This window comes from Streptococcus parapneumoniae, from assembly GCF_037076355.1.
In the GTDB taxonomy this organism is placed as follows: Bacteria; Bacillota; Bacilli; order Lactobacillales; family Streptococcaceae; genus Streptococcus; species Streptococcus parapneumoniae.
In genome coordinates this window covers 1141887-1154944 of the sequence record NZ_AP026968.1, presented here as the reverse complement: position 1 = coordinate 1154944, position 13058 = coordinate 1141887, and the positions used below count along the sequence as shown (strand labels likewise).

The window sequence follows — 13058 nt, the reverse complement described above, 5'->3', positions numbered from 1 at the left end:
CAGAATAAGGTGCTAAGTTGGTGGCTTTGGAACTCTCCAGTTCATGAGTCAGAAGGCATTATTGCTGATGGCGCTATCCGTTCTGGCAAGACTGTTTCTATGAGTCTAGCTTTCGTTATCTGGGCGATGACATCATTCAACCATCAGAACTTTGCGATGTGTGGTAAGACAATTGGCTCTTTCAATCGTAACGTCCTGAAACTGTTATTGGTTATGATACAGTCAAGAGGTTTTAGCTACGTCTATCATCGGACGGATAACTTGATAGAAATCACAAAAGGCGACGTGTCGAATGATTTCTATATCTTTGGTGGTAAGGACGAGAGTTCACAGGATCTTATTCAAGGTTTAACGCTAGCAGGTATCTTTTTCGATGAAGTAGCGCTTATGCCTGAGTCTTTTGTTAACCAGGGCACAGGGCGGTGCTCTGTGACAGGTTCTAAGTGGTGGTTCAACTGCAACCCAGACGGGCCTTATCATTGGTTTAAAGTCAACTGGATAGACAAAGCAGAAACAAAGAATATGCTTTATCTGCATTTTGATATGGACGACAACCTTTCTCTTTCAGAGAACATCAAGAAGCGTTATAGAAGTCAATATCAAGGTGTTTTCTATCAGCGCTATATCCAAGGTCTTTGGACGGTTGCAGAAGGTATTGTCTACGATATGTTCAGTAAGGATAAGCATGTTGTATCAACTTTGCCAGAAATGAGCAAGCTGGGCAAATATGTTTCGGTCGACTACGGTACGCAGAATGCGACCGTTTTTCTTTTGTGGGAAAAAGACATCAACGGCAAGTATTACTTAACAAGGGAATATTATTACTCAGGTCGTGACGAGAACGTTCAGAAAACCAATGCTGAGTATGCTGATGATCTAACTGCTTGGCTAGGAGATACGAACATCGAACGAATCATTATTGACCCGTCTGCTGCTTCATTCATTGCTGAATTGAAGAAGCGAGGATATAAAATCAAAAAAGCTAGAAATAATGTTCTTGAAGGCATTCGTTTTGTTGGGTCTATGCTAGGCCAAGAGAAAATAGCAGTGCATGAGAGCTGTGTGAATACGTTGAAAGAGTTCCACGCTTATGTCTGGGACGAGAAAGCCTCTGCGAATGGCGAGGACAAGCCTATCAAACAGTTCGACCACGCAATGGACGCTCTACGTTATTTCTGCTATACAGTATTATTCAAGTCAGGAGGTATGACTGTTTGGAAATAGAAGTAATTAAAAATATAATCTCGTCGCAGATGGTCAAACATGGAAAGTTTGTCTCACAAGCAGCTGAAGCCGAGAAATACTATCGTAACGAGAATGATATTAAACGAAAGCGTAAGCCTGCCGACAAGAAAGGCGCAGAGAACGAAGCGAAAGCAGAAGATAATGCGTTTCGTAACGCTGACAACCGTATTAGTCACAACTGGCACCAGTTATTGCTTGACCAGAAAAAGGCTTATGCGTTGACCTATCCGCCTACATTTGATGTGGACGATAAAAGCGTTAATGATAAGATTGTAGACGTCTTAGGAGACGATTATGAACGTATCAGCAAGCAACTTTGTGTGAATGCAGGAAATGCTGGTATCGCTTGGCTTCACGTTTGGAAAGACGCTAGTGACAACTCGTTTAGATATGCTTGTGTGGACTCAAAAGAAGTGATACCAATCTACTCAAAGTCTTTGGATAAAAAGTTGATTGGGGTACTGCGAGTTTACTCTAGCATTGATGAAACAGATGGTAAAAATTACACTGTTTACGAATATTGGAACGACAAAGAGTGCTCTTTCTATCGGCGCGAAGAAAATAAGCCACTGGAAGAATTAGAAACATTCCAAGCAATCTCTTTGATTGATACCATGAATGGAGACCGATCTAGTGACAATAGCTTCAAGCATGATTTTGACCTTGTTCCTTTTATTCCATTCAAAAACAATGAAATCGAGACCAACGACTTGAAACCAATCAAAGACCTAGTTGATGTTTACGACAAGGTCTTTAGTGGATTCGTCAATGATACAGACGATGTTCAAGAGGTTATCTTTGTTCTTACAAACTACGGTGGACAGGACAAGCAAGAGTTTCTTGAAGATTTGAAACGCTACAAGATGATTAAGATGGACAACGACGGTATGGGAGACCAGTCAGGAGTTACAACTATTGCGATTGACATCCCAACCGAAGCTAGAAATCTGATTTTAGAGCGAACTAAGAAACAAATCTTTATTAGTGGCCAAGGGGTTAACCCTGAAACAGATAAGTTGGGGAACAGTTCTGGTGTTGCTTTGAAGTTCCTTTACTCTCTTTTAGAGTTAAAAGCTGGAAACATGGAAACTCAGTTCAGGAGTGGATATGCCACGCTTGTTAAGATGATCTTGAAACATCTAGGGTTATCCGATAAACTCAAAATCAAGCAAACATGGACACGGAACTCAATCAATAACGACACAGAAATGGCTCAAGTAGTTTCTACTCTTGCAACTATCACCTCAAGAGAGAACGTAGCTAAATCGAATCCAATTGTAGAAGATTGGCAGGATGAACTACGCTTGCAGAAAGCTGACCAAGAGGAACAATCTGAAAAACTCTACGACATGGAAGAGGTAGAGCATGAGTCGGAAACTGAATAAAGAAGAGAAGATTGCTTTCATCGAATCTCTTGATGACCTCAACCGAGAAGAGAAAGACAGATTGCTATATGAGCTAGATCAGATTGACAACCTCAGCGAGATAATAGACTACATCGATGATTTATACCTCAGAACACTAAAACTCATTGCAGGTCGTTTAGAGTCGTTCGAGAGGGTATCTAAAAATCGTAGCGACTCATTACCATTTTATCTGTTATCCCTGACTAAGACTGACCAATTGAAAAGCAAGCAAGAGATTGCTGGTTTTGTTAAGAAACATCCTGATTTAACAGAGTGGTCAAGGTCAATAAAGGTCAAAACAAATGCAAACGCCTTGTTTGCTGGTGTTGAGATGGATATCGCTGAAATGACTGGTAAAATCAACAAGCGAATAGAAACACATCTCAAACAAACCTACCAAGAAACTTACTTAAATCGTGCTTACAACTACCATAAACAGACCAAAAGAGAACCGAATTTCAAGCCTGAGCGTCTAGAAGAAGAGTATCTTCAAAAGGCAATCAACGAAAACTTCAAAGGCAAGCGGTTCTCTGAGCGTGTTTGGGGTAGCAATATGGACGAACTGGTTAGTAGAGTAGAGTCGCTTGTAACCAACGATTTAAACCGAGGCTATCCGATAGACCAGTCCAGTAAACTTCTAGCAATTGAGTTTGAACGTGCTCGTAATCGTGCAGTGACTGTTTTGCAGACGGAAACGAACGGTATTCAGGCTCAGGCAACGCTGGATGAATATCAGGACGATAATATCAAGAAGTACAGATATCTGGCGACCTTAGAGGTTCACACATGCCCTATTTGTGGCGAGTTGGACGGCAAGGTATTTCTTGTTAAGGATGCAGAAAAGGGTGTGAATTATCCTACTATGCACCCTCATTGTCGATGTACGACGGTTCCTGCCTTAGAAAAAGGTGGGAAACGCTATGCAAGAGATATTGAAACAGGAAAAGGCTATGAGGTTGAAAGTGGTCAGACCTTCAAGGATTGGCGAAAGCAGCAGCTTGATAAGTATGGTCAGACTGCTATCAAAGACAAGCTACAAGCTGAACGATTGGAAAAGGACAGAGTACGCAGAACCAAGGAGCAGTTCATAGCTTATAGACAGGTTTTAGGTTCTCAAAATATGCCCAAAACATTTGCAGGCTTTTATGATTTGAAGTATAATGATGTTGAGGGATACAAGGAACTAAAAGACCGCATCAGATGGACAAAGTCCAAGTTTCCTACTGAGAAATCTTTTGATGGTCATTATAAAAAACATAGAGTCGAGTTCGGAGATATCACAAAAGAGGATTATCTTCATATCGGACAGAATTTGTTGTCTAAGACGATAAACGAGAATATACTCGGTTACGATACAGAAATGCGTAGAGTGCGATATGATTTAGAAAATAATATATATGTTTTAGGCGATAATCGTAGTAAACGTATTACAACAATATTGAAACCGAAAAAAGGAGTTGATTATTATGAGCAAGACTGGGAAAGAGAATTTAATGATCATTGATGGTCGCGAATATGTACATTGTCCAGTATGTGGAACTGTTACAGCAGTGTATGACATCTGTGACGTCTGTCAGTGGCAAAATACAGGAGAAACTAATATAGATGGCGGTCCTAATGAAATGACACTTGCGGAGGCTAAAGAAGCTTACGCAAAAGGCTTACCAATTAGATGAATAAGCACCTAGAGAAATCTAAGTGCTTTTTTCGTGTTCGGAAAGGATTGAGGAATGAAATACCGTAAAAAACCAGTAGTGATTGAGGCCGTGCAGTTTTTGGATACAGAAGAAGCTATAGATGAACTATGCGATTTTGGACTAGACCCAGTACGGATTGACTACGCTGACTTAAAAAATCCTCTTTTAAAAATCGAAACGCTTGAAGGATTGATGATTGCGACAGAAGGGGATTACATTATTAAAGGAGTTCAGGGCGAGTACTATCCATGCAAACCTGACATTTTTAAAGAAACATACGAAAAAGTAGAGGAGTAAAGACATGTTTATATGGAATTGGGTATCAACTTTACTAGGTTGGATTATATTTTTTGCATTAATTTTGTTCGTAATAATTAAATTATTCGAAGTAATCTCAGCAGTAATTTCAACTCTAAAAGTCGGAATTGAATTCAGAAAGAAACTGAAACAATTGAAAAATAAATAACCTAACCGCATCGAAATCGAGGCGGTTTTCTTATCTCTAACCGTATGGAATTCCGTACGGTTTTATTATGCCCTGAACATGGCGTTAAAAGGTTCAACTATTGGACAAGTCCGTAGTCCTAACAAAAGCGGAGCGTCTGGTGATGGAGAACACCTAAAAAGCCTAGCGTAGAGGAAAGGATTTTCAAAATGAAAAAAGAACAACTGGCAAACATCGGCTTAACTGAAGACCAAATTTCTCAAGTCTTCGCTTTGTATGGTGCTTCTGTCCAAAAATTTAAGGACGATGTGGCAAGTAAAGAAAGCGAATTAGAGAGCGTGCGTGGACAGCTGACACAACGTGATAAAGACTTGAATGATTTGAAGAAAAAAGGCGCAGATGTTGAAGATATTCAGCAAAAGCTAGAGGACTTACAAGCTAAGTACAAACAAGATACAGAAGCGCTTGAGACGAAACTAGCAGATGAGAACAAATCTCGCTTAATCGATGCTGAATTGACAAAAGCTGGCGTTCGAGACGCAGAAATTTTTGGAAAAATCTTAAACAAAGACGAAATCTCTGTAAAAGATGGCAAATTGATTGGCTTGACTGAGCAAATCGAAGCTCAGCGTGCTAAGAGTCCATATCTATTTAACGGGGAGAAACAAGCCCAATACACGCCAAATCAAGGCGATGGGCAAGGTGCTAATTTAGGGAATTGGGAAATTGCCATGAGCAATCCCGACGTCAACCTAACTCAATTTTTAGAACAACAAGGAGAAAATAACTAATGGCTAATGAAATTACAAAAATTCTAGACACGATTACACCTCAACAGTACAATGCCTACATGCAACAGTACACGGCTGCTAAATCTGCTTTCGTTCAAAGTGGTATCGCAGTATCAGATGAGCGTGTCTCTAAAAACATTACATCTGGTGGTCTTTTGGTCAACATGCCTTTCTGGAATGACCTTACTGGTGATTCTGAGGTTCTCGGAAATGGCGACAAAGCCCTAGAAACTGGGAAAATTACTGCTGGAGCAGACATTGCCTGCGTTCTTTATCGTGGACGTGGTTGGGCTGCCAACGAATTGACTGGTATTGTAGCTGGTTCTGACCCAGTCCGTGCTATCTTGAACCGTATCGGTGCTTATTGGCTACGTGAAGACCAAAAAGCCTTGATTGCTACCTTGAATGGTATCTTTGCTACTGGAACAGGTGGTGAGAAAGGAGCGCTTGAAGAAACTCACGTATCAGACCAATCAAAAGCGTCTACTGGTATCGATGCAGCTATGGTACTTGACGCCAAACAATTGCTTGGAGATTCTGCTGATCAAGTTACTGCTATTGCTATGAACTCAGCGGTTTACACTAAACTACAAAAAGACAACTTGATTCAATACATCCAGCCAACAACTGCGACTATCAACATCCCTACCTACCTTGGTTACCGTGTCATTATCGATGATGGCATTAAACCGACAGGAGATGTTTATACATCATACCTTTTCCGCACGGGTTCAATCGGTCTCAATACAGGAAATCCATCAGGATTGACTACATTTGAAACTTCTCGTGAAGCCGCTAAAGGCAACGACATGATTTACACTCGTCGCGCCCTTGTTATGCACCCTTACGGCGTGAAATGGACTGGCGCAGAAGTGGATGCTGGAAACATCACTCCATCAAACGCTGACTTGGCTAAATTCAAGAACTGGCAACGTGTTTACGAGCCTAAGAACATCGGTATTATCGCTCTGAAACACAAAATTGGCAAATAGATTGGGTAACAGAATATGATTCAAGAATTGAAACAAGACAACACAATGTACTTGATCTCATGCGTTCGTAAAATGCGTCAGGATAATTATTTCAATGACATGGAAGTTCTCCACTACGCTTTGACTCAAGCAGAAAATGAGATTTTGAATTATATTCACCAAGACGGTGTGCCTGGACGTTTAGAGAACGTATGGATAGACATGACCAACGACTTACTAGACAAGGTCAAGGAGCAAAGTGTGCTTGCTGAAAAAGCAGACGCAGACGACTTTTCGGTTAAGAGTATCAAAATGGGTGATACGACAATCGAAAAGGTTAGTCCTTACGAAATGATTCAACGAATGAAACAAGTGCCGTCATCACTTGAGCGCTACAAGCGTCAGTTGAATCGTTTTAGGAAGCTACTATGACCGAATGTGCTAAGACAGTCTTTGATTGCTTGTATGACTGTAAAATGACGGTTAAAGGTTATACAGAGCAAGAGATAGACGGTTTGACCAGTATGTCAGAAAGCGTGCTATTAGAGGACATTCCTTGCAGGATTTCGCAAATGAACAATAGTTCAACGAACGGGAGCGACTATCAAGCTAATGGCTATGATATGAAACTCTTTTGCTCTGTTGTCTACGATATTCCTGCAGGTTGCAAGATTGAGGTGACTGATAGAAATGGGCACGTTAAAGTGTTTACACGGTCTAATGTGCCTATTGATCAGTATTGGTCACATCAAGAAATTGCTATAAAGCTAGAGGGCAAGTCATGAGTGGCAGTTTTGATTATCGCAGTTTTGCTAAGTTTGCTAACAACTTCAACAGGAATGCAAATCAAGCGAAAGTAGACCGATTTATGAGACAGACCTTGAATTATGAAGGTACAGAACTAAATTCCAAAGTGAAAGAGAGAACACCTGTCGGTGTTTATACGGACCATTGGGTGGAGTTCACTACCAAAGATGGCAAACACGTCAAATTTTGGGCAAGCGCTCATGGAAAACAAGGCGGAACCTTGCAAAAAAGCTGGTCTAAAAGCCGTATTGAAGTATCTGGACGGACTTATAAGCAGAAAGTTTATAACAAAGTCTACTATGCCCCACACGTTGAGTATGGGCATAAGACAGTCAATGGTGGCTTTGTTCCAGGGCAGTTTTTCCTTCATAAAACGGTTGAAGATACTAAAAGCGATATGGAAAATCGTGTCCGTGATAAGTATGATGGCTTCATGAGAAAGGTAGTGTTAGGAAATGGCAAATAAAGGCTTTCGGTTAGTCGAGGAGTTAGTTAGTCACATCAAGGGGTTATATCCTGACATCAGGATTTATCTGGATGAAGTAGAGCAAGGTTTTAAAGAGCCTTGTTTTTTTATCCATGTTGTTGATACTAAGTACACTCCAGAAGCTAACAAGTATGTGAAAGTACGTTCTAAAGTGGATTTGTCTTATTTTCCTCCTAAGAAAAAGCGTAGCGAGTGTTTAGCAATGCAGGAAGAATTGAGTTATAAACTCTTACACTTACCGACGATTCATTTATTTGACCGTCAGTATGAAGTGGTTGACAACGTTCTGCATTGTATTTTTAACGCAAGCACACGCTTGAAGTTAGAAGAGGAAGATATCAAACAACGTGAATTGAAAGTGAAAGAAGAGGTAAAAGATGGATAATGTAGACGGAATTGTGTTCCCTACTGCGGACATTTTGGAAAGTAGCGCTTTTACCAACGGAGAAAAAGACATTTTGGGGGCTATTTTAGACCCAGAAGAGTCTTATAGTTTGGAAGAAGCAAGAGCAAAACTAGAATATGAACTAGGAAGGAAGATTAAGTAATGGCAGGTGGAATTTGGAAACGCCAAAATAAAGTAAGACCAGGTGCTTACATCAACGTCAAATCAAAAGACATCGCAATGACTCGCCTTGGCGGTGACGGTGTCGTAACAGTACCGTTGGCACTCAGTTTCGGTCAATCAAAGAAATTGATGAAAATCCGACGTGGTGAAGACCTATTTAAGAAGCTAGGTTATGAGCAAGAAAGCCCACAGCTTTTGTTGCTGAACGAGGCATTCAAGCGTGTTAGCGAAGTCTTGCTTTATCGTCTAAATACAGGCGAAAAAGCAAACGTAAGCCTTTCAGACAACGTAACGGCTCAAGCTAAATATAGCGGTGTCCGTGGGAATGACATTACAGTAACGGTCAAAACAAACGTAGACGACCCAAGTTCATTTGATGTTGTCACATTCCTTGATACAGTGGTCATGGACTCGCAAACTGTAAAAGTCTTGGCTGACTTGAAAAACAATGATCTAGTTGAATTTTCAGGAACTGGCGAACTGCAAGCGGTGGCTGGTGCTAAACTTACTGGTGGTACTGACGGTGCAGTCTCAACCCAAGACTACTCAGAATACTTCAAAGCGCTTGAAACAGTTGAATTTAACTATATGGCCTTGCCAGTAGAAGACGCTTCTATCAAGAAAGCAGCTATCAACTTCATCAAACGTATGCGTGAAGACGAAGGACTTGGCGCTCAATTGGTTGTTGCGGACTCTGACGCAGACAGTGAAGCGGTAATCAATGTTAAAAATGGCGTTATCTTGTCTGATAAGACAGTCATTGATAAGACTAAAGCGACTGTATGGGTTGCAGCAGCAAGCGCAAATGCTGGCGTTGAGAAATCGTTGACTTATGAGAAGTACGAAGACTCTGTTGATGTTGTGGGACGTTTGAGCCATACAGAAACAGAAGATGCGCTTTTGAAAGGGCAATTCGTCTTTACTGCTCGTCGTGGCCGTGCAGTAGTTGAACAAGATATCAACTCACACGTCAGCTTCACGATTGAGAAGAACCAGGACTTCCGTAAAAACCGTATCTTGCGCACTTTGGACGATATCGTGAACGATACTCGTTATGCTTTCTCTGAGTATTTCCTTGGTAAAGTAAGCAACAACGAAGATGGACGTCAAGCGTTCAAAGCGAACCGTATTCGCTACTTCAAAGACCTTGAAGCTCGCGGTGCTATCGAAGACTTCAAAGTTGAAGACATCGAGGTGCTACGTGGTGAGTTGAAAGAGTCTGTAGTGGTTAACGTTAAAGTGAAACCAGTAGACAGCATGGAAAAACTGTACATGACAGTTACAGTAGAGTAAGAAAGGAGATAGTATGGCTTTTTTAAAAGGTCGTGACGTAATCAGCGGTCAGGAAGGTACCGCTTTTATTCACATCGACGGAAAAAATGAGTTCATGTTCTATATCAAGGAACTTGAAGCGACAGTTAAGAAAAACAAAGAAGAAGTCCGCACCCTTAACAAACGTGGTACGCAAGTGAAGGCGACTGGTTTCAAGGGTGAAGGTAAGATGACCATCTACGGTGTCACTTCAACATTCAAGGAAATGATGTTGGACTACATGAAGAATGGTCGTGATACATTCTTTGATATCCAAGTTACCAATGACGATGCGACAAGTTCAATCGGTCGTCAAACAACTATCTTGCGTGAATGTAACCTTGATGAAGTTGTGATGGGTCAACTAAAAGTTGAAGAAGATTTCTTGGAAGAAGAAGTCAACTTTACTTTTGAAGATGTTGATATCTTGGAAAAATTTAATGCGCCTAAATTAGGTTAGAAAGAGGATAGATAAATGGCAATTTCAGACTTTTTACTAGAAAACGTTCAGCAGGAAGAAACAAAGGAAGTACACCTTAAGCGTTTCAAATCTCCTTTTGTCATTCGAAGTATTGACGAAAGTCTAAACGATACATTGAAGAAACGTGCGACAATCAAGAAGAAAAATCGTCAAGGTGTTGCTATCCCTGAGTTCAACAACGATAAGTACATTGACTCCTTAATGTCTGCTTGCGTTGTTACGCCAGACCTAAAAGACGCTCAACTACAAGAGTCTTATCGTACAGTTGGGGATGAAGCAGCAACCTTGAAAACTATGTTGAAGATTGGGGAATATGCTACCCTAATGCAAGAAATCCAGTCGCTTAACGGATTTGATGAAGATATCAATGATCTTGTTGAAGAAGCAAAAAACGACTAGAGGACGGGGATGCAGAGTTGAGTTATGCTTACTACTGTTTGCATCAATTCAACTGGACTCCGTCCTTTTTGGATAGCTTGTCCAAGCGTGAAAAAGCCTTGATTTTTGCCTTTATCGATATACGAGTAGAGGCAGAAGAAAAGGAACACAAAGAAATGGAAAGGAAAAGCAGAGGAAGGAGGAGACGGTAGAAGATGACTACATTAATGCAAACACTAGCGCTTAGAGATAATTTCTCAAGCCCTTTAAATCGAATTAATAGCACAATCAACAGGACTATTGCTAAGTTCGGCGAGTTGGATAGACGTGTCAAGAAGATGACGCAAACTGCAACGATTAAAGTCAAAGCAGATATGCCTAAGAATTTAACTGCGCCCAAAGCTACTAGCCCTGTAGTGCCTAAAATGGCGACACCTATCGCTCCTAAACTTCCTTCGGCTGGGCCTCTTGTTGGCGGCCTTGGCGTTGCTACATCCATGCTTGGTCGAATGACTTCTATTTCTCGTGCTTTGAATTTCATGGTTGCTATTCAAGCCTTGAGGCAAATGGCTAATTTAATGAGTGGTCTGATTAAGTCAGGCGATGATTATATTCAGACCATGGCAAGGCTTAAGACGATAGAAGATGGATCAAAGACAGGCCAAGAACTCCAAGACGGTATCATGGCGGCAGCACAACGCTCAAGGACTGGCTTCGGTATCATGGCAGACTCAGTGGCTAAACTACGCTCACAAGCTGGAGAAGCCTTTAAAAGTAATGATGAAGCTATTGCATTCGCTGAGCAGTTGAACAAGCTGTATAAAATCGGTGGTGCAAGTTTAGAGCAACAAAAAGCAGGGACGCTTCAAATCACACAGGCGCTTGCTTCAGGGGTTCTTCGTGGTGATGAGTTCAACTCTATGATGGAGAACGCTCCGCTTGTTGCCCAAAAACTAGCTAGACATCTTGGTGTCAGCGTTGGTCAACTGAGGGGGATGGCTAAAGATGGGCAATTAACAGGAGATATCCTTAAGAGTGCCTTGCTTGGTTCAGCAGTTGAAACAAACGCTGAGTTTGCGAAAATGCCGATGACCTTTGCTGATATGATGACTCAGATTGGCAACGTAGCTTCATACGCATTTCAGCCTTTGATTCAAGCATGGCAAGAGTTTATTAATAGTACCGCTGGACAAAACTTCATGGCAGGTTTAGAGACTGCTATGTTTGCGATTGGCCAGATAGCTTTATGGCTCTTTAATCTCTTCGTTGCAGGCTGGAACTGGGTTACTGAGAACATCAATATAGTCATGACTGCATTAACACTTCTTGCAGCAGTTGCTCTTATAGCAGGTATTGCAATGTTTGTAGCAGGTTTGATGGCAGGAGCTCCTTGGGCTTGGCTGATGCTAATATTGATAGGTGTAATTGGAATCGCGCTATTAATCGGTATGGCTCTAAATGCTATGGGGATTTCATTCTTAGATGTTGCAGCTGCTATCGTTGCAGCCTTTGTCTTTGTCGGAACGGTAGTTTATGACGTCATTATGTTCGTTATCAATCTTGTAATGTATATGATTGCACCGATTGTGAATCTCTTCATAGGTATTTACAATATTGGTTTAGCAATTGCAGAATTTTTGAGAAATGTCTTTAAGCACCCGATATATTCCATCAGAAAGTTATTTTATAATCTTATTCGAACTGTATTAGATTATTTTGCTTCGTTTGTTGATGGGGTGGTCAATGTAGCGCAATCTATCGGTAATGCTTTTATAGCCGGTGCAAACATGGCTATTAAAGCTATCAACTGGATTATTGACGCTTTAAACAAAATACCAGGAGTGAATCTAGGAAAAGTTGGCGAAATGGGCTACATGTCCAATGACGGTAGTTTTGCCAATGGTATCCGTGCTATGGGAGAGATGTTTAATCCAGGAGAGGCTCCTGATGATTATGAATCTTTTGACGGCATGCGTGCCAATATGATGACTCCAGGCGGTTTGTGGGATGGGATGAAAAATCCTTTCTCAACTGCTGGCAATGCTTTTAGTGGTACTAAGGCTTTTGGTCAAGGTGTTGGTGATGCTATGCAAGGCTTCGCTGATAAGATGAAAGGCCAAGACGAACTTGCTTCTAAGTTTGACCAAATGAACCAAACACCGGCAGGGGCTGGTGCTCCTTCTGGTGGTGCTGGTGGTCTTGGCGACAAGCTAGGCAAAGGCAAGAACATTGGTAACGTCGGTAAGATTGAAGATGAAGTCAAGCTGAAAGACGAAGATATTAAGATGATGCGTGATGTTGCAGAGCGCAAGTACATCATTGATTACCAAGTTCTAACACCTCAAGTTAGTGTTAAATATGAGTCTAAAAATAGTGCTACTGAACAGGATATCGACGATTTGGTTGACAGAATTGAAGAAAAGATTATCGGTTTGGTCGATAGCGACCTAGGAATTGCGTAGGAGGTAGAA

Annotated in this window: 16 protein-coding genes; all 16 read left to right on the top strand. The window is 41.2% G+C overall.

What is annotated here, in order from left to right; genetic code table 11:
* Positions 1 to 9: 9 nt before the first annotated feature.
* The 16 genes from SP4011_RS05855 (at position 10) to SP4011_RS05780 (ending at position 13049) form a co-directional block, all read left to right on the top strand.
* Positions 10 to 1224 (top strand): PBSX family phage terminase large subunit, encoded by a 1215-nt coding sequence (locus tag SP4011_RS05855; RefSeq protein WP_338620349.1) that lies wholly within the window; start codon positions 10 to 12, stop codon positions 1222 to 1224.
* Complete coding sequence (locus SP4011_RS05850) at positions 1215 to 2630, top strand: phage portal protein (protein WP_338620347.1); 1416 nt, start codon at positions 1215 to 1217, stop codon at positions 2628 to 2630. Before SP4011_RS05855 ends, SP4011_RS05850 begins: the two co-directional genes overlap by 10 nt.
* Positions 2611 to 4155 carry a minor capsid protein gene (locus tag SP4011_RS05845; RefSeq protein WP_338620345.1) on the top strand — a complete coding sequence of 515 codons (1545 nt, stop codon included), beginning with the start codon at positions 2611 to 2613 and terminating at the stop codon, positions 4153 to 4155. The genes SP4011_RS05850 and SP4011_RS05845 overlap by 20 nt, the downstream gene beginning before the upstream one ends.
* The gene (locus SP4011_RS05840) at positions 4118 to 4327 is read left to right on the top strand and encodes a CPCC family cysteine-rich protein (RefSeq protein WP_015973654.1); all 210 of its coding nucleotides are present in this window, start codon (positions 4118 to 4120) and stop codon (positions 4325 to 4327) included. The genes SP4011_RS05845 and SP4011_RS05840 overlap by 38 nt, the downstream gene beginning before the upstream one ends.
* 54 nt (positions 4328 to 4381) lie before the next feature.
* The gene (locus SP4011_RS05835; protein ID WP_338620344.1) at positions 4382 to 4645 is read left to right on the top strand and encodes a hypothetical protein; all 264 of its coding nucleotides are present in this window, start codon (positions 4382 to 4384) and stop codon (positions 4643 to 4645) included.
* 357 nt (positions 4646 to 5002) lie between these two features.
* Positions 5003 to 5584 (top strand): phage scaffolding protein, encoded by a 582-nt coding sequence (locus tag SP4011_RS05830; RefSeq protein WP_338620343.1) that lies wholly within the window; start codon positions 5003 to 5005, stop codon positions 5582 to 5584.
* Positions 5584 to 6576, top strand: coding sequence for a major capsid protein (locus SP4011_RS05825; RefSeq protein ID WP_265476337.1), 993 nt, complete (start codon positions 5584 to 5586; stop codon positions 6574 to 6576). Before SP4011_RS05830 ends, SP4011_RS05825 begins: the two co-directional genes overlap by 1 nt.
* Before the next feature lie 15 nt (positions 6577 to 6591).
* A complete protein-coding gene (locus SP4011_RS05820; protein ID WP_338620342.1) occupies positions 6592 to 6987 on the top strand; it encodes a hypothetical protein in 396 nt (131 codons plus the stop codon).
* On the top strand, positions 6984 to 7340 hold the full coding sequence (locus tag SP4011_RS05815) for a hypothetical protein (protein ID WP_338620341.1): 357 nt from the start codon (positions 6984 to 6986) through the stop codon (positions 7338 to 7340). Before SP4011_RS05820 ends, SP4011_RS05815 begins: the two co-directional genes overlap by 4 nt.
* On the top strand, positions 7337 to 7828 hold the full coding sequence (locus tag SP4011_RS05810; protein WP_338620340.1) for an HK97 gp10 family phage protein: 492 nt from the start codon (positions 7337 to 7339) through the stop codon (positions 7826 to 7828). Before SP4011_RS05815 ends, SP4011_RS05810 begins: the two co-directional genes overlap by 4 nt.
* Positions 7818 to 8234 carry a phage tail terminator family protein gene (locus SP4011_RS05805; RefSeq protein ID WP_015973663.1) on the top strand — a complete coding sequence of 139 codons (417 nt, stop codon included), beginning with the start codon at positions 7818 to 7820 and terminating at the stop codon, positions 8232 to 8234. The genes SP4011_RS05810 and SP4011_RS05805 overlap by 11 nt, the downstream gene beginning before the upstream one ends.
* On the top strand, positions 8227 to 8397 hold the full coding sequence (locus SP4011_RS05800; RefSeq protein ID WP_015973664.1) for a hypothetical protein: 171 nt from the start codon (positions 8227 to 8229) through the stop codon (positions 8395 to 8397). The genes SP4011_RS05805 and SP4011_RS05800 overlap by 8 nt, the downstream gene beginning before the upstream one ends.
* Positions 8397 to 9710 (top strand): phage tail sheath family protein, encoded by a 1314-nt coding sequence (locus SP4011_RS05795; RefSeq protein WP_261057272.1) that lies wholly within the window; start codon positions 8397 to 8399, stop codon positions 9708 to 9710. The genes SP4011_RS05800 and SP4011_RS05795 overlap by 1 nt, the downstream gene beginning before the upstream one ends.
* A 13-nt stretch (positions 9711 to 9723) precedes the next feature.
* A complete protein-coding gene (locus tag SP4011_RS05790; protein ID WP_015973666.1) occupies positions 9724 to 10188 on the top strand; it encodes a phage tail tube protein in 465 nt (154 codons plus the stop codon).
* 15 nt (positions 10189 to 10203) lie between these two features.
* Positions 10204 to 10608: a phage tail assembly chaperone gene (locus SP4011_RS05785; protein ID WP_338620337.1), complete on the top strand. Its 405-nt coding sequence runs from the start codon at positions 10204 to 10206 to the stop codon at positions 10606 to 10608.
* Between the two features lie 194 nt (positions 10609 to 10802).
* Positions 10803 to 13049 (top strand): tape measure protein, encoded by a 2247-nt coding sequence (locus tag SP4011_RS05780; RefSeq protein WP_338620336.1) that lies wholly within the window; start codon positions 10803 to 10805, stop codon positions 13047 to 13049.
* The last annotated feature ends 9 nt before the right edge of the window (positions 13050 to 13058 follow it).